Here is an 18,360-nt window from a genome sequence, read left to right as displayed (position 1 = left end):
TCATGGCCCATGGCCGGCTCAGGCGGAGGCGACTTGACCCGCTGCGACCACCCGGGTCGGCTCCGCGGGCATCGCGCGCCCCGGTTCCAGCGAGATGGCGAAGCCGGTGTGTTGGTGGGCGGCGGGCGACCACCCGGCCAACCCCACCACCGAACCGTCCGAGGTGATGTCGAACACAGCCAGCGGCGTCGCCGGCTGCGTGCTCGTCCCCCACATCACGTAGGTGTGCTGCCCGTCGTTGGGGGAGAGGCGCGTCGGCACCACCGCGGCGCCGTCGTCGGCGGACAGCAGCAGCGCCACCTCCTCCCCGGAGTCCGTCCGCAGCACCGCCCGGCTCGCCGTCGGGTCCGCCGCGAGCCGCAGCGCGCTCTCCAGCCGGTCCGCCCGCTGACCCTGCGCCACGACCTCGTCGCCGAGCCGGTCGAGCCGCACCCCGACCACGCCCGCCCCCGCCAGCACCGCGACCCCGGCCGCGGCGGCCAGGACCCGGCGCCACGCGCCGCCCCGGCGTCGTCGGGGCTCCAGCGGGACCGGCGCGGCCACCGCCTGCCGCACGCCCTCCTGCGGCGTCCGCTCGACCTCGGCCATCAGCCGGGCCCGCAGCCGCGGCGGCGGTTCGTGCTGGGGGACCGACGCGCCCAGGGCCGCGGTCACCTCCTCGGTCGCGCGGACCGCCTCACGGCACCGCGCGCAGCCGGGCAGGTGGTCGCGCAGCCGCGCTTCCTCGTCCGGTTCGAGCGCGTGCATCGCGAACCCGACCGCGAGCTCCTCCTGAGGGCACCAGTCGTCCCTCCGCTCCCCGGTCACCGGTGTGCTCCCGTCGTCCAGTCCGGCGCGTCCCCGCCGGTCTCCCCGGCCCAGGCCGACCGCAGCGTCGTGCGCAGCCTGCGTATCGCGGCGAACGTGCGCGACTTGACCGTGCCCAGGGGGATGCCGGTCAGCTTCGCGACCTCCGCCTGCGTGTAGCCGCCCAGGTAGGCCAGGGCGATGACCTGCCGCTGGTCCTCGGGCAGCCCGCGCAGCGCCGCCCGCACCTCGGCGCCGACCACGCCGGTCAACGCCTCGCCGTCCGCGCCCTCCACGAAGGGCGCGCCGCGCTCGGAGACCTCGTCGGTGAGCGGCACGTTCCGCTTGCGCTGGGTGTTCTCCCGCCGCACCGCGTCGACGGCCCGGTGGTGCACGACGGTCATCAGCCAGGTGCTGAAGCCGCCGCGCGACCGGTCGTAGGCGGAGGGGTTGCGCCACAGCGCGAGGAAGGCCTCCTGGACCACGTCCTCGGCCAGGTCCGGGTCCACGCAAACACGCCGGGCCAGGGAGTAAGCCGGTCTCGCGTACCGGTCGTAGAGTGCACCGAACGCGGCCCGGTCACCCGTCGAGATCCGGCCGACGAGCTCGGCATCGGATGGTCGGCCGGGGTCGCCGGGCGGTGCCGGTGCGGGTGAGCCAGCCACCAGAGAGGTCCTCACGTCCAACATTCGCGCAACAGCCGGTACCGGGTTCAGGCTAAACCCAGCAAGATGGAGCGGAGCCGCACGGACCGGGCACGGAGCGTACCCAGGCACTGACCCGCTGGAGTGAAATAGCCCCGATCGGGTGATAAACCGGCTAGAGTCGAGCGTTCCTCGCCACATAGCCGTCACAACAGAAGAGCTCGGTCGTTCTATGGGACCGGGAAGGGAGAAGAGGGTAACGACGATGCGCAATGACCACGTGACACTCCGCTCAACAGCGGTCTTCGACCTGCTGGCACCGCGGACCCCGGCCGTCCCGGTGCAGGTGGAGCTTCGCTACGACACGAAAGACCCCTACGCGGTGGTTGCCGCGTTCCGGACCGGCCGCGCCGGCTGGGTCGAATGGGTGTTCGCCCGAGACCTCCTCGCCGACGGCCTGATCGCCGACGCGGGCGACGGCGACGTCCGCATCCGCCCCGCGGCGGACGACCCCGAGGTCGTGGTGATCGAGCTCAGCTCGCCCTCCGGCCATGCCATGTTCGAGGCGTCCGCGCAGGAGCTGGCCGACTTCCTCGACCGCACCTACGACGTGGTCGTGCCGGGCAACGAGCACCTGTGGGTCGACGTCGACGAGGCCCTGACCCACCTGATCTCCAACGACCTGACGTAAAAGCGCAGGTAGCGGGCCTGCGAGGGGTCTGGGGGACCCCCGATTTGATTCCGCTGCGGGGCATGTAATAAAGTTCCTCTCGCACCGGGGAAGACCGGAACGACAGCCCCAAAAGGGAAGTTCCGCGAAATCCACGGAGCATGCGGATGTAGCGCAGTTGGTAGCGCATCACCTTGCCAAGGTGAGGGTCGCGAGTTCGAGTCTCGTCATCCGCTCGGCAGAGGGCCCTTGGGCTCAGGCCAAACTCCTGAGTGCTAGCCTTCAGGTGATCTTGGCGGAGTGGCCGAGTGGCTTAGGCAAGGGCCTGCAAAGCCCTGTACACGGGTTCGATTCCCGTCTCCGCCTCGGACGATTAGCTCAGCGGGAGAGCACTACCTTGACACGGTAGGGGTCACTGGTTCAATCCCAGTATCGTCCACCAGTTATATACGCAGCTCAGAGAGCCGATCAGTGATCTTCACTGATCGGCTTTTTGGCTGTCGTGGGAGCAAACTGGGAGCAAACGATCTTGGTGTGATCAACACCACTGTATGTGGTCACCCCCTCGATCCGGGGTAGGGGTCGCACCCGACTGCTCCCATCGCCGCCGGAGTCCGTCCAGCGATGAACCAGGTTTTTGGGTGTGGCGTAGGTCATGGAAGTGCAGGCCGGGCAGCACCGGCGCCCAGCCACGTCATAGGTCGCCGCCAACGGCGAGCAACCAGCCGCGACGCCGGCCTTGATCTTGGGCGCGCCGAGATAGAGCCGTCCGCCGAGCTCGTGCAACGCGCCATCACCCGAAGCGATGGTGATGTCGCCCGGGGTCAGGTCGACGTGGTACCAGTGCAGCCTGGTCAGCTCACCCCACCGCAGCCCCGTATAGGCGACTGTGACGACCAACACGGCCATGGCGGGGCAGCACCGCTGCGCGGTGGTGCGCACCCGCCACGGCGAAGCGTGAGGTCGCTCGTCGTGGTCCCCGGTGTCGACCCGCAACGCCGACAGGGGCCGGTGCCGATCAGACCCTCATCCTCAGCGTCGCCGAGCAGCATCGACGGCAATGTCACCACACCACCCACGGCGCACTCCGCCAACGAGCGCCGTGAGGTCTTGATCCGGCCGTTGATGGTCATGCGGCTGATTTCCTTGAGCGGCGTGTCGCCGAACTTCGGGAGTGCGTGGTTGCGCAGGTGCGAGTCGCACTTCGCCCGTGTGGTAGAGCTCACGTGTGAGCTCGTTCCAGGTCTCGACCTATTCCGTAGCGGGACGCCGCCTGGGGAGGGGTAGACGAAGGAGTCGCGGCGCAAGGTCGAACTCGATGTCACGGAGCCGGTCACGAGCCGTGCCTCGGTCGGTGGACCCGGTCTCGGAGGCCAGTGCGCCGCGCCGATCTGGCAAGCAGGCGCTGCGAGTGCCTTCCGGCGGCACCGACCCTGTCCGGGTAACAACCACCTCGGGTCATGAGGAAACCTCACACGGCGAGCACTGTCCGGAAGCGGTCGTCGATCGGGTCGTCCGCGTCGTGCACCACGGCCTGTCCCTCAGCCCGGACCCACGCGTGGAAAGACACCGGTTCCGAGGAGAACCCGAAGCACCAGTCCAGGGAACGCCTCTTGGCCAGGCCGAACAGCACGGCGGTCAAGGAAGACTCCATGCAGGCCACACGGCAGGGGAAGAAGCGGCTGGCAGCGCGCGCCGCGTCGAGTGCCGCGACGGCCTGTTGCACGGATGCCGGCTCCACGGCGACACGCCCCTTCGCCTTCTCGACCAGGGAAACCGGTACACGCAGGGGAAACCTCAACAACAACAGCGCGCCGGCCAGGCACAGCACCGCCGTCAGAACGTCGAGCAGGGGAAGCTTGACGCCCTGTCGCGAGGGCAGGGCCATCAGGGTACTTCCGGGGTGGCGGCCTTTCCCCTTCCCCGTCTCCACGAGTCCGCGGCCCACCAGCATTCCGACCAGGCGGTGCGCGTCTTCGCGAAGCCGGGCTTCCGGCGCTTCCGGGAACCGGTCGACCAGGTCCCTGATCGCCGACTCCAGGTCGCCGGTCCGCCTCAGCCAGTCGAAGATCACTGACCCGGTGGAGTTGAGCGCGTGCCACTGTCCTGTTCGGACGTTCAGCACGATCAACAAACCGTTGTCCTCGTGCGCAGAGTGCACCGAGTCGGGTACCACGAACTCCGTCACATTCACCTCCGTTGTGTCTCCGACCCCGCGTGTGCACGCAGCCACAGTTCGATCCCCAAGACCTGGTTCAGCGGCGCCCAGTGGCTGTCCAGCCCCCGCATCGCCTGTTCGACCGCGGTCGCGACGCGTGAAGGGTCGATCAGCCCGATCTCCGCGCCGAGCGAGTGGTCGAGCATCCTGAGAATCCGCGGCGCGGCGCGGCGCAGTCCCAGGTAGGCCGCGCGCGTGTAGTTGCCTTTGGTGCGCCGGGTCAACACTTCGTCGGGCACGAGCCCGGCCAACGCCCGCCTCAGCAGGGGTTTCGCGACTGCGGGATCGGCCTTGCGCCACGACGGAATGCTGAGGCAAGCGCGCACAACTTGCGTATCCAGGTAGGGGGCGTGCACCTGCACGCCTGCTTCGGCGCCGACCGCTCGCTGCACCTGATAGGCGCGGTTGGCCGATCGCAGGTGGCCGAGCATCGCGCGGTCACCGGCACCCAGCCCGTCCTCCTCCTCGTCCAAGGAACAGAGCAGGTGGTTGACCAGTGCGTTTCGCGCGGGGGTTGCCAACCAATCGCACAGCGGTGTTCCCCATGGGGTGATCGCCCCGCCTTCCCATGAGCGCCGGGGCCGGTTCCGACCCTCCTCCAGAGCCGCGACGAGCCGGAGGATGCCTTCCCGCCTGCTGATCCACGCCGAGCGGAGGACATGGGTGAAAAGGCCCATCGGCGATCGGAAGCGCAGCCGCGCCCAGGCCGCGCAGTGACGCCACAACAGGTCGAACCTCCGTTGTCTCGCCAAGTCCAGCAGGTAGTTGTGGTGAGCGGAGAGGACGAGGTCTCCCCCTTCGCCCACCAGGTGGGTGTCGCATCCCAGTCGGGACACGGCGGTCGCCTTCGCGAGGTCGACGCCTGTTGCCACCACAGCCGGTGTCGGTTCGTCGACCGGGTCGCGCAGATCGTGGTACGGGAGGTTCGCCGGTGTGCCGATCACGAGGTGGTGCCGTATGCGTGAGTCCAACAGGGCGAACCGGCGCGCGTGGGCCAGGTCGTCCTCCACGGTCATCTCCGCGTGGGAGAAGGTGAGACCGGGAAGTGAGTCGGCGTGCCGCAAGGCCAGGAACACCAGCGACGTCGAATCGATGCCTCCGCTGAGGTCCGCCGAAAGACGAGCTTCTGCCGGGAGTCCACGTGCTGCGACAGCGGCGCTGAGGTTCTCCCGCAACTCCTCGGCGCACTCGTCCCTCGTCCGGAAGGGGTCGGGACGGACCTTGGCATCGACTTCGTGGACGCCACCAGGTCCGTAGTGCCTCCGGTGGCCGGGTGTCAGTCGTCGAACTCCTGCATACCCCGTACGGGTGGCATTGAGATTCCACTCCTGCGGGACTGCCACCTCGATCGCCAGCGAGACGAGATCGACGTCGGCGCCCACCCTGTGTGCCACACCTGCGGCGTTGGAGCCGAAAACGACTTCGTCGCGGTGTGTGGCGAGGTAGAGAGGTGCCTGGCCGCCGTCGTCAGCGGCCAGCACTTGGCCTTCCGCGTGATGGATCACGACCGAGCAGGCACCAGCGGCGGACAGGAGTCGGTCGGGGCGCCCTGTGCGGAGTGCCCGCTCCACCTCCAGAGTAAGCTGTTCTTCAGGTAGAAGGCAGTGACCGATCAATGCGACCGATCCCTCCGTCGAGCGCACGAGGCGCACCGGATCACCAGGTGATGCGTTGTCGCTCGTCATGGTGAAGCGAGGAAGGGGGTTGTCCCTCGAAGGGGTGGTACTGCGGGCTCGAAGTGGAGTCGTAGTGACGCTACCTATTACGGTGCCCACGCCGCCTACGCCCTCCGGCAACCTGCGGGCCCTCGGCCACGCCGCTCATGAGAACCCCTGGTTGTTGGCATCGTTGTTGTCCATCGTGCTGCCCTTGGTCACATCGATTGCCCGCCCGAGGTCAATCACCGCGGGGGCCTCGTAGACGGGCTGGAGCATCCGGCCATTGTCGCCATCGCAGGCTTCATCGCTCATGTCAGGCCCCCTTCTCGCTCACTCCGGAGAGTAACCTCGACGTAACGAATAGTGTACCTGCGACCCCTAATTGGGGCGTAGAGCTAAGCGGACGAGAGCCGAGCGGTGTTCGGGCTGCTGACGGCACGAATGCGGCTTGTTCCGGTGAGTTGCGTGACCGCGATCGACGCTTGTGGCGTGCCGCGCTCAGCGGTTGCCACATGTCATGGAATGCGACATGATCTTGACTCCTCGATAGCTTCGTTCTGAAGCTGGCAAATAGTCGATTGGATGTCGGAATGAGTATGGAACACCGCGAGCCCCTCGACGCGAAGGTAGTGCTGAGCGCCACCTCGGACTCCGTCCGCGCGGTCAATACTCGACGGATCATCCGCGCTGTCATGGTTATGCCGTCCACTCAAGTGCAGCTGGCCCGACGCACCAGGCTCTCCCAGGCGACGGTGTCCGGCGTTGTGGGTCGACTGCAGTCGGACGGACTCGTCGACGTCGACGAGGCAGACGGTGATCGGGGCAAGCGCATCCGCCTCGCGCCCATGCGGGGTGTCGCCGTCGGGGTGGAAGTGGGTCACGACAAGTTGACCGTCGCGGTCCGCAGGGTGGACAGCGAGCAGATGTTGCAGCACACCGGCGACCTCGGCGTCAGCCAGGGCGGCCGTGCCTGGATCAAGGAGTCCGCGCGCTTGATCGACGACCTGGTCAGGCGCACCGGCATGACGACGTCCGACATGGTCTCGATCGGTCTGGGCATCCCCGCGGCGGTGGACCCCCGCACCGGCAGGGTTACCCAGGCCGCTTCGTCCCTCGGCTGGGACCTGCGCGGCGACCCGCAGGAATGGTACGAACCCCACTACCCCGGCGTGCCCGTGGTGGTCGACAACGAGGCGAACCTGGCCGCGTTCGGCGAGCACCTTTACGGTGCTGGTCGCGATACCGAGACGATGCTGTTCGTCAAGGCGTCGACGGGCATCGGCTCGGGGCTCATCATCGGCGGCGTCATCTTCCGCGGGCGGCACGGGTTCGCGGGCGAGATCGGGCACCTGACGATGGACCCGAGCGGCATCGTGTGCCGCTGCGGCAACAGGGGTTGCCTCGAAACGCTGGTCGGCGGTACGCGACTGGTCGAGGAGGTCCGCCAAGCCTACGCGGGTCACCGGATCGACCTGCCGGTGAACGTCGGCGGGTTGATCGAACGCGCCCGCAACCACGATCCGGTGTCGCTGCGCGTCCTCCAGGACGCCGGGCGCAACATCGGCTTGGCCCTCGCGCGGGTGTGCAACATCATCAACCCGGAGACGGTGGTGCTGGGCGGCGAACTCGGCCGAGCGGGCGACATGATTCTTCGATACGTTGACGACGAACTGCGGCGCAACGTCCTGGTCGGCATGCTCGAACACCCCGATCCGGTCGGCGTCCGCCAGTCCGAACTGGGGCTGCTCGCGGGCGCCCAGGGCGCCTTGGCCTTCGCCCTCAACAGCGATCGCCCACTGGCTGGGACATCACACTGAAGCTCCATTGGCTTCGACTTGAAGTATCCTTGGGTTCGCGGTGTGGTACCGGGCTGGGACTCGAAGGCGGTGGCGTCATGGCATGGGTGCGCAGACGGCTCCAGGGCAGCGCAACGACGTCGAGGCTCGGCTGTCGAAGCTCCGGCCCGTATGACGTTGCCCAGGACGAGGGGTGACGGCCTACGAGCGACCCGACCTGGGTCCCGCCGCACGGGATGCGGAGCGCTGGGAGACGTACCCGAACCAGAAGATCATCATCTGCCTGGCGCGGACCCCCACCTCGGCGATCACGGTTCGGGAGCTGATGCGCGTCTTCAACGGGGACGACCGGGTCAAGGTCCTCTACGCGGTTTCGCCCGGTTCCCGGTTCCAACACGGAGCGGTGAAGGTGCTTCGCGACCACAAGGTGGATCTCCTGCCCTACGAGGCGTTGGTCCACGCCCGGTGCGATCTCCTCGTCACGACCAGCGAGAAGGTCGACTTCACCGCGTTCCCGGGTACTCCGGGCATCGTGGTGCCCCACGGGCTCGGCTTCCACAAGTTCGTGCCCGACGCGGACGGTCCGGGAAACCGGCTGTCCGGGCTCGTCGACGACGCCTCCCTCCGCACCGGCGTCGTCACGCAACTGGTCACCCACCCGGACCAGGTCCGACAGCTGGAACACGTCACCGCGCACATCGCCGGCAGGACCGTGCTCGGCGGCGACATGAGTTTCGACCTGCTGAGCAACAGCGTGGTCGAGCGGGACGTCTACCGCCGCGCGCTGGGCCTCGCACCGGGCCAGCACCTCGTCACGTTCTCCTCCACCTGGGGCAAGGGCTCCTTGTCGGCGCGGGCCTCGCGGGAGATCGAACGAGCGCTGGCCGAACTTCCCGTCGAGACGTACAAGGTCGCTTTGACCCTGCACCCCAACGTGTGGAGCTTGGAGGGCGAGGACAACGTCCGACGGCGCTTCCACCGCCACGTGGAGCGCGGCGGGCTGGTGCTCGTGGACCCGGTCCAGGGCTGGCACGCGGTGTTCGTCGCGTCCAGCCTGGTGATCGCCGACAACGGGTCCCTGAGCCTCTACGCGGCGATGATGGGGACGCCCCTGCTCATCGGGGCCTTCAGCGATCAGGTGGTGCCGGGGACGGCCATGGAGCACCTGGGCACGATCGCGCCGCGGCTCACTTCGGAACGCAACCTCAGGCACCAGGTCGAGGAGGCCATCGCCGGAAAGGGGAAGGTGGACCCGCATGCGCTCATCGAGCGGACGATCGCGCTCCCCGGAAAGGCCGCCGAGTCGTTCCGGCGCTTGTGCTTCCACAAGCTGGGGCTGGTCGCCCCGACCGACGAGCTTCCGGTGTGGGCCGCGCCGGCGCCCATCGTGACGCGGTACCCGGTGCGGTCTTACGAGGTCCGCACGCTGTTCGTCGAGCCCTCGACCATCACCCTGCAAAGATTCCCGGCCGCGGTGAAGCAGTGGTGCGAGCCGGTCGAGGCGCCCTGGGAACGCCATCTGGCCGCGTACGCCAACGAGCCCGACCTGCGGGTCAGGCAGAACGCCGCCATCCTCGTCGACGAGCATGAGCACGATTTCGAATCCGCGACCGCCAGGTTGCGGTCCATGCGGGAAAACTACCCCGGCTGTCGGATCGTGGTCGTGAAGTACGGGAGCCGGCACTTAGCTGCTGTCCGGCGAGGATCGCACCACGAGCTGACCGCCGAGCCGGGGTCGGACCCCCTGCTGCTCGCCTCCGCGCTCTACGCGTTGATCGTCGCGCGGCGCCCCGCTGAGGGTGTGTTCACCCTGAAGGCAGGTGCATCCGAGCACAAGTTGACGATCAGTTCGTCGTTCGGGCCTTGAGCGCGGCAATCAGGGGTGTGCCTTCAGCCGGTCGACGTGGGCCACCAGGCGGCTCACGTCCGGCACTCCGCTGGCTCTCCTGATCTCGATCACCCGTTCGAGGTTCTCCCGGGCGGAGGTCAACTCGCCTTCGCGTTCCTCCACCTCTGCCAGCACTTCCCTGGCCTGAGCCTCGTAGTAGGAGGCCTGGGTCTGGCGGAACGCCTGGGCGACGCGTTCCAACTCCCTGCGGGCGAACTGTAGGTTGCCCTCCCGCAAGTAGGCCACACCGAGGCTCATGGAACCGCGGAGCGCCATTCGTTCATCATCCACCGAAACAAACATCCGGTATGCCGTCGTCAGCGCTTCACGTGCACCGACGTGATCGCCCTTCGAACTGAGCACGCAACCCATGAAGTAGGTCGCCAGCGCCATGCCGCGCTTTTCTCCCACCTCTCCATTCCGCTCGATGGCATACCGGTATGCCTCGATGGACGAGTCCGGGTCGACCTTTTCCCGTAAGCGGCCGATGAACTCCCAGACCGAGGCGATCAGCACCTTGTCCCCGGATGCCTCAGCCAACTCCAGCGCGACGTCGAGGTGCTGCTCGGCCGTGTCCATCTCGTTCAGGTCGGTATAAGCGCGCGACACCACGCTCCGGAGCCTCGCTTCGGCCGCCGGATTGCCGTCCTCGCGCGCGCTCTCGATGCCGATCGCACTGGCTTCCAGCCAGTCGTCGACGTAACGGCGGTTGAGGTACAGGGCCAGGAGGGACTCGGCGAGTTGCCACGCGGACGAGTGCCACCCCTCACGTCTCATCATGTCGAGCACCACCAGCAGGTTCGCCCGCTCCTGGATCAACCACTCCAGGCCGGATGCCCGTTTTCCCTCACCCCGGAAGGGGTTCTCGGCCGTCGGCAGGCGAGCCAGCTTCGTCGAGATGCGCTTGCGGTCACCCATCACGACATCGTCCGCGAACGCCGCCGTGGTCAGGTAGTACTCGCAGATCCGCGCGGAGACCGCGCGGCGATCCTCAGGCGGATCCTCAAGGCGCGAGCGTTCCACCGCGTGCAGCCTGACGAGATCGTGGACGACGAACCTGCCCTCCGGCGACAACTCGACCAAGGACGTCTCCAGCAGGCCGGAGAGCGCGCGGCGCGCCTCCGCGCGAGGACGTGCCAGGAGCACGACGGCGGTGTCCAAGGTGAAGGTCCGGAAACCGATCACCCCTAGCCTGCGGTAGAGCAGCGAGGAGGGTGCGGGCAGGTTGCGGTACGCGTTGTCGAACACTCGTGACACCAGTCGTTCCCCTCGCAGTGACAGTGCCTCCAACCGCGCTTCTTCGTCCTCGAGTTCGTCCACGAGATCACCGATCGGGCAGTACGGCTGTGCCAGCAACCTCGCGGCGATCACGCGCAACGCGATCGGGTAGCCGGCGCTCAGCTCCACGAGCCGGTACACGGATTGCAGGTCGGACGCCAGTCGAGAGGTGCCGCAGATCTCGCGGAGCAACAAGAAGCCCCCGTGACGATCCAACGGCCCCAAGTTGAGCGAGTACGCCCCGTCGAGCGCCAGCTCCGACAAGCGGTCCTTGCTCGTGACGACGACCGCGCTTCCCGCGGAGTTGGGGATGAAGGGCGGCACTTGCGCCGGTTCCGTGACGTCGTCGAGAACCACCAGCACGGACATGAGCGCCGTCTTGGTGCGGAACATGTTCGTGCGACCGGACAGCGTGGAGGGGACGTGCTCGGGACTCACTCCGAGCGCCAGCAGGCAGTCCGCGAGCGCGTCGCTCACAGGTGCCCCGGATTCGGTGCGAACCGAGGCGAAGTCGACGTGCAGCTGCCCTCCGGGGAACCGGTGGCCTTCCGCCGCGACCCACCGCCTCACCATCGCGGTCTTGCCCACACCGGCCATCCCTGTCACGACGACCAAGCCGCGGTGGCCGTCGCTCCCGTCGAGCAGCACGTTGCTCAGCTGAGCCAGTTCCGCATTGCGGTTGACGAAGCCGGCCGGAGGCGGCGGGACTTGACGAGGAGTGGTCGGCGAGGTGAAGTTGGCGTGGACGACGACATCACCGGTCAGTGAGCCACCGACCTGCACGACCGTGCTGGCTTCTGCGGCGGACGCGCTGTTGCCCACGGACGGCCCTGCGACGGGACGACCGGTGGCCAGCTCACTCATGACTGCTCCCAGAACTCCAACCAGGGCGGAAGTTCACATTACCAACAGCACGCGTAGGCGCATGCGCAATACTGCGCTCCGGCCGTTCGTCGCCGGTTTGGGCTAACTTCTCGCGTTGATCGTCACGGTCCGCACATCACGGCGCCCATGAATTACACGGTTGAACTTCAGGGTGTCACTATTACGTGTAAAAGGTAAGTTACTCCGGCATTGCGCATACTTGTGTCGAACCAGCACTTGATCAGGTCGCGTGGGCGCTCCGACGCTGATCGGGCGCAACAGGCCGTCCGTCCGGTCCTAACGCCGACGCCTCTGACGAGGACCGGCGAAACCATCCCCGGACGGCGGTAGACGGACGAGTCGCCCACCTCAGCGTGACACGGCGGTCGGACGGACGGAGCCCGACTCGCGCAGGGTCGCTGATCTGACGGAGGCGGGAGTTGCTCGGGGTGTCGGGGCTGCCCTGGGGGTGCAGGAACTCTGCACTGGGTCGCTGATCTGCGATGATCGTGCACCACGGGTCGCTGGGCATGATCGTGGAGTGTGGCGTTGTAGCTGCTGCGCCTGATCTTCGTCCGACTCGGTAGCCGGCTGGCGCGCCTCCGGTGGCACCGGCGCCTGGTCGGGAGGAAGCGGACCTTGTGGGATGTCAGAACTCCGCACGGAGATGCTGAGCTGTGGCGATCCTGCGCCCTGGGCATCTGGGGCATGATCGGACGGTGTCCACGAGCCAACTGCTGCGCCGAACAGCCCGTCGGCTGTGCCGCTCGAAAAGCGATCGCCGTCGGCAGAGCAGTGCGGGCTCCGCTCGAGAGCCAGTTGCGAGGACCCGTCACCTCAAGGCGGGCTGAAGCCTCCTGAGTGGCGGATGAAACCTGAGGTGGTGGTCCAGGACGGGTGGGTGGACTTCGAGGATTTGAGCACTGACAGGCTCAACGAGGCGGCCTGCTACTTCGCCGCAGGTGAGGCCACCCGTCGTACCCGCCATCCGATCGCGCTGCAGGGGGACGGACACCGCCGATGCCCATTCACCAGTTGATCCCCTGAAACACTCCTGCGCCGTTCGGGGCGACCGCGCACATCGTGCTCTGCGCACCGGACCTCCGGCGGCTGCAGCCTCGTCAAGGCAGCTCGGCCACGCCGATCGGTCTCGTCCTGTGCCGGAGTGCCAACAGTCGACCACCGCCGCCTATTCGCAGGTCAGGCGGCGGTGGGTTCGTAGTGCGCAGGAACCGCGGCCATGAGGTGTCGCTGTTGCGCTCGGGTGCGAGTGGTGTGCGCAGGTGCTTGAGCACGCGGCGCGCGGTTGAGGCGGCTGCGCGGTGCCCGAGCTTGAGCAGCTGGCCCTGGATCCCGCGGTAGCCCCGGCCGGCGTTCTCCCGGGCCGTCCGTTCGATCAACGCCGCCACGGCATCGTCGACCGGCCGTCGCCCGATCAGGTTCGGATAGGTCCACTTCTTCGCGGCCAGTCGCCGATGTCGTCACAGGGCGGTTCCCGGCGTCACCAACCGGTGGTGTTGCGACCGGTCGGGTAGGCGTCGCACCAACGCGGCGAGCGCCGCACGATCGGCCCAGCGCCGAGTTCTGACGCCTCCTGCACCGCCCTCTGCAGCGCCATGATTCGACTCACTCGCTCCGAATGGGTCCGCGCATCCGGCGCGGACGAGGTGTGAGGAGCCGATCCGTCCGGATCGACGAGGCCGGTGTCGCCGCAAGAGGTGCGAGCGATCGGGGGCCTCGGTGGCTCCCGACAGGACATCGCCGTCGCCGGCCGGCCGCTGTGCTGCGGGTCGTCGGTATGGGGTCGTCGGCGAACGTGGAGACCGTCGAATCGGCACGGCGCATGCGACTGTCGTCGGGTCCGCAGGTACCTGACGGGTGCTGCTGCGTGATTCCGGGCTGGTCGTCATGCGGCTGGTCGAAGCTGGTGCCGCGACAGGCCAAGCCGCTCGCCTGCGGATGTGGACCATCGCGCCTGAAGGAGCCTGTCACTTTACTTCTTGACACGTAGATGCGCTTGAGGCGTACTCTCAATGTCAAGAGGTAGGGAGGCGGGCATGCCGGACGGTGACTACTTGGCATGGCGTGCCGGAGCGAGGTGGCGCAAGGTGGCCAATCTGCTGCGGTCAGGTGCCCCCTTGATGGAGGTCGAGGACGCGTTGGCGTCGGCGGTCGCCAACTCCATTCGCCGGTCGGGCGGCGTCCCCCGGTTCTCCGCAGTGGCCGAGGGCGTGCGGCAGGCTGCGGCGGTCGGTGGCGACGGGCACGTCGTCGCGGCGATCCCCACCTGTTCTCCCGACGGTGTCGTGGGGCGGCTGCTCGACGAAGCAGCGCGGACGTTGGTCACCACCATGCAGGCGGGCATGAACCTCGTCTCGCCCAAGTCGGCGACCGAGCTGCTCGCGGACCGCTTGCTCGATCGGATAGCGAAGGCGGGGCTGGACCACATGGTGCCCGCGCTCATCGCCGAGGGGCACTACACGATGTCCCAGCTCCGGGAGTTGCTCGCCAACCTGTCCGGCTCGAAGCCCATGGCCGATCTGCGCGACCGCTTCATTCGCCACCCGTCGGGCGAAGGGCTCCGTGCTCCGGACCGCCGGACCGCGGCCAAGCCCTTGGACGAACTGCTGAACACCGGATTGGACGACCTGTGAAGATCGCGGACGTCACCCCATCGGACGCGGTGGTCCGGTACTGGTCGGACCGGTACCCGGACGAGCAACGCATCCGGTTCGGCGTGGACGCACGCTTGGACGGCGGAGGTGTCGTGGACCTGCTGTCCCGTCACCTCCCTGTAGTAGCCGCCGATCTGCTGGACTTCGCCGCCTCGGTCTACGCGATCGACCGGGTCGTCGCGCGCCCTCGCTACCGCGGGTACGACAACGGGAGCGACTGGGCCCGCACGATCCGCGCGGTCCTCCCGGTCCGCGAGCCGGACCGGTGGACGGCGGCGCGGGAGGAGATCCGCGCGCTGTTGGAGTGGTTGACCGACGACCAGTGGGAGTTCTCGTTCGAGCAGGCCGCCGGTAAGGGACTCTCGTCCGGTCAGGGTTACCTGGTCGACGTGCTCGCCGACGGGATCGAGCCCATCCTGTTCTCCGGCGGGTTGGACTCATCGGCGGGGCTGGCAGTTCACGCTCCACGGCGGCCACTGCTCCCGGTCAGCGTCGTGACCAACAACCACATGGCGGGAGTTCAGCGCGACGTGTTGCGCCGCCTCGGCGCCCCGGTCGACGAGACATGTCATGCCAGGTTCAGGATCAACCTCGTGAGTGGTGTGACAGGCCCGTCCGGAAGGGCGGAATCGTCGCAACGCTCCCGAGGGCTGCTGTTCCTCGCCGTCGGCGCGGCCACCGCATTGACCCTCGGCGTTCGTCGCCTCTGGTTCTGCGAGAACGGCATCGGCGCCGTGAACCTGCCTTACGTCCGCTCGCAACTCGGAGCCCAGGCCACGAGGTCGGCGCATCCCCGGACGACCGCAGCGATGCAGGCACTGCTGCACAAGCTCACCGGGGACGACTTCACCGTCCACAACCCGTTCCTCGGCATGACGAAGGCCGAGGTCGTGTCCGCGGTGTCGCAGGAGTCCGTCGCGGCGATGTCGTACAGCGTTTCCTGCGACACGAGCTTCGCATCGCGGGTGAAGGGGCACCCGCGATGCGGCGTGTGCACGTCGTGCCTGTTGCGCAGGCAAGCGGTGGCCGCGTCGGAGCACCCGTGGATCGACGAACGGCTGGTCTACCGGAAGCAGGCGCAGGTCACGACGGAGCAGTTGATCGCGATGTTGTGGCAGGCATCCCGGCTCAAGGACTGCCTCGATGTCGAGGACCCGTGGCTGTCGCTGGTCGACGAGTTCCCGGAGGTGCTGCACGCCGCGCCGTTCGTCGCTCCCGAAACGTTGATCAACATGTTCGGCACCTACACCCGTGAATGGCCGGCCTTCCTCGACTCGCTAGGTTTGCGCGTCGACGATTGGTTCGGCGACCGCCTTCAGGACGCGAGCGATGGGTGTCACAGTGGATGAGCACGAGCCGGCAGAGGCACTGGCCACACGGATCCGCGGCGCACGGGAGACCGCGAGGTTGACCCAGGCTCAGGTCGCCGCCGCACTGGGGGTCAGCCGCCCGACCCTGATCGCCATGGAGAAGGGCACCCGCCCGGTCAGCCCAACCGAACTGGTCAAGCTCGCCGAGGTGTACCAGCGGGACGTCGCGACCCTGCTGCGGCCCTCCATCCCGCCCTCGTCGATCAGGGCCAGGTTCCGCACGGGCCTGGTGACGGGATCGAGCGACGGTGACCTGGAGGATGCGGTCGACGAGTTGGAGCGCTTCGCGGACAACTACGTCGACCTGTTGCGTCGATCGCAGGCCAGGCTGCCGGGCAGGCCCGCCGCGATCAGGCCCACCGACTACCTCGGACCCGACGACGCCGGAGAAGCCCTCGCGACCGAGGAGCGCAACAGGCTCGGCCTGGGCGACGGTCCGCTGCAACTGCTGCGCGAGGTCCTGGAGGTGGAGGTCGGCCTGCGGATCTTCTTCCTCGACCTGCCGTCCAAGGTCGCCGGCCTGTTCATCCACGTCGACCCGCTGGGTGGGTGCGTGGGCGTCAACCGCAACCACCCCCCGGAGCGGCGACGCTGGACCATGGCGCACGAGTACGCCCACTACCTCGCGTCCCGCGACAGGCCGGAGGTCACCCGACTCGGAGCCGGTCGGATCAGCGACACGGAGCGCTTCGCGGAGGCATTCGCGGCCAACTTCCTCATGCCCCGGAACGGGGTCGTCCGCCGATTCCACGAACTGAAGCAGGACAACGGCGGTCAGGCGACGCCGGCCACCCTGGTGCAACTCGCCCACACCTACCGCGTCTCGGTGCAAGCCCTCTGCCTGCGCCTGGAAAGCCTCGAACTCATCAAGGTCGGCACCTGGGACCGGCTCAAGGACAACAAGTTCCAACCCCGCGCCGCCGCGGACATGCTCAACCTGTCGCCCGTTCCGGACAACGGCGCCCCTCTCCCGTACCACTACCGCACACTGGCCACCCAGCTCTACATCGACGGCGACATCACCGAGACCCAGTTCGCGCAGTACCTGGGCATGAGCGTCGTCGAAGCGCGCAAGGAGTTCCACCGGCTCACCTCCACACCGGACGTCGGCGAGGACGGCCAGTCACAGATCATCGATCTACTGGACGGCGTGGAGTGAACGCAGTGCACAGACCGCTGCTGCTGGACGCGTGCATAGCGATCAACCTGGTCGCCACGAACCACGCCGAGGACATCGCCGAGTCCCTCGGCATCCGCTTTCTCATGGTGCGGCAGGCGGTGAACGAGTGCGGGGAACTGGACGTCGTTCAGGACCACGTCGTCGTGCGACGACGATCGGCCCCTGCGGACGTGCCACCGTTGGCAAAGGTGCTGACGCTCGTGGAGTCCGAACTCGACGTCTACGTCGAACTGGCGAGGGACATCGATGACGGCGAAGCCGCCACCATCGCCGTCGCTCGTTCACGATCGCTCGCCATCGCCACCGACGACCGGAAAGCCCGTCGGGTCGCCGTCGAAGTCGGCCTTGCCACACCTACGGGGACCACCGCACTCCTGCGCGAGTACGCGGAGGCGACTGGCTCCACTCCACAACAGCTCGCAGCTCTCCTCCGACGGGTGCGGGACGAAGCGAGCTACGTCCCCCGGCACACCGACGAGAACTTCACCTGGTGGCAGCAGGCCATCTGTCGGTGACCGCCGCGATGTCCACCTGCTGTTCGCGTGTCGCTGGCCGGAGGACCCGATCTCCGAACAGCGCGACGCCGTGCCGTGGGGCCGGCACCACGGAGCCCTCATGAGGTGTTGGCAGCCACTTCCGAGCTACTGGGGTCGGGTGAGTCGACGGCTGGTGATGCGGATCATGGACCAACGGACCCCGGCCTCGTAGTGCGGGGTCGGCGTTCGCAGTCGCGGGCGCAGCGGCGCTTGCAGACGTTGGACGACCTCCACCAGGCTGAGAACCCTGCGGACCCAGTCGATCAGAGGTCTGGTGCAGCCGCCGTCGGTCCACACCAGCGTGGACCGTTTCCCTGCGGTACCGCGCAGGCGCCGCAGCAGGCCGCGGGCGGCGATCCGGTTCTGCGTCGAGGCGGTGCGACCAACACGGTCAACAGCAGCCCCATGGTGTCCACGATGATGTGCCGCTTAAAATCCTGGACCTTCTTCCCTCCGTTCCAACTCGATCGACGCAACGCACACCACACGATCACGCCCTGGATACCCAGGGCGCACGATCACCACAGCGCAGCTCTCCAGTACAGGGTTCTGGCGCCCCACAAGCCACCGTGCCCTTTTTGTCGGGTGACCGAGTGGAACACCGGGCCGGTGGTCGTTCTGACCTGGCTGCCACCACCGACTGCCCGACAGATGCCGCCACCGGCCATGTGCCACGTTCAACTCCCGTCTCCCCGCCCAGCGCCTTCCGCAACCGCAGCAGCGCCCGGTGCTGCGCCACGCGCACCGCACCGGGCGTCGAGCCCACCATCTCCGCCGTCTCCTCGGCCGACATGCCC

14 protein-coding genes, 3 tRNA genes and 1 pseudogene are annotated in these 18,360 nt (G+C 67.8%); 10 read left to right on the top strand and 8 right to left on the bottom strand.

Annotation, left to right across the window (positions count from 1 at the left end; all coding sequences use genetic code 11):
* Positions 1 to 18: 18 nt before the first annotated feature.
* Complete coding sequence (locus ACFV4N_RS18750; protein ID WP_499673808.1) at positions 19 to 807, bottom strand: anti-sigma factor; 789 nt, start codon at positions 805 to 807, stop codon at positions 19 to 21.
* On the bottom strand, positions 804 to 1,475 hold the full coding sequence (locus tag ACFV4N_RS18745; protein ID WP_499673807.1) for an RNA polymerase sigma factor: 672 nt from the start codon (positions 1,473 to 1,475) through the stop codon (positions 804 to 806). The genes ACFV4N_RS18750 and ACFV4N_RS18745 overlap by 4 nt, the downstream gene beginning before the upstream one ends.
* A gap of 220 nt (positions 1,476 to 1,695) precedes the next feature.
* Between ACFV4N_RS18745 and ACFV4N_RS18740 the strand changes: the two genes are divergently transcribed.
* The 4 genes from ACFV4N_RS18740 to ACFV4N_RS18725 all read left to right on the top strand — a co-directional run bounded on the left by ACFV4N_RS18740 (position 1,696) and on the right by ACFV4N_RS18725 (position 2,542).
* Positions 1,696 to 2,121: an SsgA family sporulation/cell division regulator gene (locus tag ACFV4N_RS18740; RefSeq protein WP_073893954.1), complete on the top strand. Its 426-nt coding sequence runs from the start codon at positions 1,696 to 1,698 to the stop codon at positions 2,119 to 2,121.
* A 142-nt stretch (positions 2,122 to 2,263) separates the two neighbouring features.
* Positions 2,264 to 2,336 (top strand) — tRNA-Gly (locus tag ACFV4N_RS18735).
* 58 nt (positions 2,337 to 2,394) lie between these two features.
* Positions 2,395 to 2,466: transfer RNA gene (locus ACFV4N_RS18730), tRNA-Cys, on the top strand.
* Position 2,467: 1 nt separating this feature from the next.
* Positions 2,468 to 2,542 (top strand) — tRNA-Val (locus ACFV4N_RS18725).
* A 26-nt stretch (positions 2,543 to 2,568) separates the two neighbouring features.
* On the opposite strand, the gene ACFV4N_RS18720 is transcribed toward ACFV4N_RS18725, so the two are convergent.
* From ACFV4N_RS18720 to ACFV4N_RS18705, 4 genes are all read right to left on the bottom strand, one after another.
* Positions 2,569 to 3,009 (bottom strand): hypothetical protein, encoded by a 441-nt coding sequence (locus tag ACFV4N_RS18720; RefSeq protein ID WP_499673806.1) that lies wholly within the window; start codon positions 3,007 to 3,009, stop codon positions 2,569 to 2,571.
* Positions 3,010 to 3,571: 562 nt separating this feature from the next.
* Complete coding sequence (locus ACFV4N_RS18715; RefSeq protein WP_499673805.1) at positions 3,572 to 4,288, bottom strand: lasso peptide biosynthesis B2 protein; 717 nt, start codon at positions 4,286 to 4,288, stop codon at positions 3,572 to 3,574.
* A gap of 2 nt (positions 4,289 to 4,290) precedes the next feature.
* Positions 4,291 to 6,003, bottom strand: coding sequence for an albusnodin/ikarugamycin family macrolactam cyclase (locus ACFV4N_RS18710; protein WP_499673804.1), 1,713 nt, complete (start codon positions 6,001 to 6,003; stop codon positions 4,291 to 4,293).
* Between the two features lie 135 nt (positions 6,004 to 6,138).
* Positions 6,139 to 6,288, bottom strand: a complete 150-nt coding sequence (locus tag ACFV4N_RS18705; protein WP_499673803.1) for a hypothetical protein — start codon at positions 6,286 to 6,288, stop codon at positions 6,139 to 6,141.
* A gap of 284 nt (positions 6,289 to 6,572) precedes the next feature.
* On the opposite strand from ACFV4N_RS18705, the gene ACFV4N_RS18700 reads away from it, so the two are divergent.
* Both ACFV4N_RS18700 and ACFV4N_RS18695 read left to right on the top strand, forming a co-directional pair.
* Complete coding sequence (locus tag ACFV4N_RS18700) at positions 6,573 to 7,793, top strand: ROK family transcriptional regulator (protein WP_499673802.1); 1,221 nt, start codon at positions 6,573 to 6,575, stop codon at positions 7,791 to 7,793.
* Positions 7,794 to 7,965: 172 nt separating this feature from the next.
* Entirely contained in the window at positions 7,966 to 9,639 is a 1,674-nt protein-coding gene (locus ACFV4N_RS18695) for a hypothetical protein (RefSeq protein WP_499673801.1), read from the top strand.
* A gap of 9 nt (positions 9,640 to 9,648) precedes the next feature.
* Here the strand turns inward: ACFV4N_RS18695 and ACFV4N_RS18690 are convergent, their stop codons facing one another.
* Entirely contained in the window at positions 9,649 to 11,802 is a 2,154-nt protein-coding gene (locus ACFV4N_RS18690; protein WP_499673800.1) for an AAA family ATPase, read from the bottom strand.
* Between the two features lie 2,108 nt (positions 11,803 to 13,910).
* On the opposite strand from ACFV4N_RS18690, the gene ACFV4N_RS18685 reads away from it, so the two are divergent.
* Genes ACFV4N_RS18685 through ACFV4N_RS18670 form a run of 4 tightly spaced genes read left to right on the top strand, consistent with a single transcriptional unit; the run spans position 13,911 to position 17,542 of the window.
* Positions 13,911 to 14,456 (top strand): hypothetical protein, encoded by a 546-nt coding sequence (locus ACFV4N_RS18685; protein ID WP_499673799.1) that lies wholly within the window; start codon positions 13,911 to 13,913, stop codon positions 14,454 to 14,456.
* Entirely contained in the window at positions 14,453 to 15,826 is a 1,374-nt protein-coding gene (locus ACFV4N_RS18680; protein WP_499673798.1) for a 7-cyano-7-deazaguanine synthase, read from the top strand. Before ACFV4N_RS18685 ends, ACFV4N_RS18680 begins: the two co-directional genes overlap by 4 nt.
* Positions 15,807 to 17,006: a helix-turn-helix domain-containing protein gene (locus ACFV4N_RS18675; protein WP_499673797.1), complete on the top strand. Its 1,200-nt coding sequence runs from the start codon at positions 15,807 to 15,809 to the stop codon at positions 17,004 to 17,006. Before ACFV4N_RS18680 ends, ACFV4N_RS18675 begins: the two co-directional genes overlap by 20 nt.
* 5 nt (positions 17,007 to 17,011) lie before the next feature.
* Positions 17,012 to 17,542 carry a PIN domain-containing protein gene (locus ACFV4N_RS18670; protein ID WP_499673796.1) on the top strand — a complete coding sequence of 177 codons (531 nt, stop codon included), beginning with the start codon at positions 17,012 to 17,014 and terminating at the stop codon, positions 17,540 to 17,542.
* A 709-nt stretch (positions 17,543 to 18,251) separates the two neighbouring features.
* Here ACFV4N_RS18670 and ACFV4N_RS18665 read toward each other — a convergent pair.
* Positions 18,252 to 18,360, bottom strand: a pseudogene (locus ACFV4N_RS18665) (RNA polymerase subunit sigma); the annotation flags it as partial.

This window comes from Actinosynnema sp. NPDC059797 (assembly GCF_042732085.1).
Lineage (GTDB): Bacteria > Actinomycetota > Actinomycetes > Mycobacteriales > Pseudonocardiaceae > Actinosynnema.
Note: the sequence above shows the minus strand (reverse complement) of the source record. Positions and strands in the feature narration are given on the sequence as shown.

What these genes read in the sequence shown, in the direction of transcription:
- ACFV4N_RS18720 (WP_499673806.1), bottom strand. Translation starts at nt 3,009, where the DNA reads ATGGCCGTGTTGGTCGTCACAGTCGCCTATACGGGGCTGCGGTGGGGT.
- ACFV4N_RS18705 (WP_499673803.1), bottom strand. Translation starts at nt 6,288, where the DNA reads ATGAGCGATGAAGCCTGCGATGGCGACAATGGCCGGATGCTCCAGCCC.
- ACFV4N_RS18700 (WP_499673802.1), top strand. Translation starts at nt 6,573, where the DNA reads ATGGAACACCGCGAGCCCCTCGACGCGAAGGTAGTGCTGAGCGCCACC.
- ACFV4N_RS18690 (WP_499673800.1), bottom strand. Translation starts at nt 11,802, where the DNA reads ATGAGTGAGCTGGCCACCGGTCGTCCCGTCGCAGGGCCGTCCGTGGGC.
- ACFV4N_RS18675 (WP_499673797.1), top strand. Translation starts at nt 15,807, where the DNA reads ATGGGTGTCACAGTGGATGAGCACGAGCCGGCAGAGGCACTGGCCACA.
- ACFV4N_RS18740 (WP_073893954.1), top strand. Translation starts at nt 1,696, where the DNA reads ATGCGCAATGACCACGTGACACTCCGCTCAACAGCGGTCTTCGACCTG.
- ACFV4N_RS18745 (WP_499673807.1), bottom strand. Translation starts at nt 1,475, where the DNA reads ATGTTGGACGTGAGGACCTCTCTGGTGGCTGGCTCACCCGCACCGGCA.
- ACFV4N_RS18710 (WP_499673804.1), bottom strand. Translation starts at nt 6,003, where the DNA reads ATGACGAGCGACAACGCATCACCTGGTGATCCGGTGCGCCTCGTGCGC.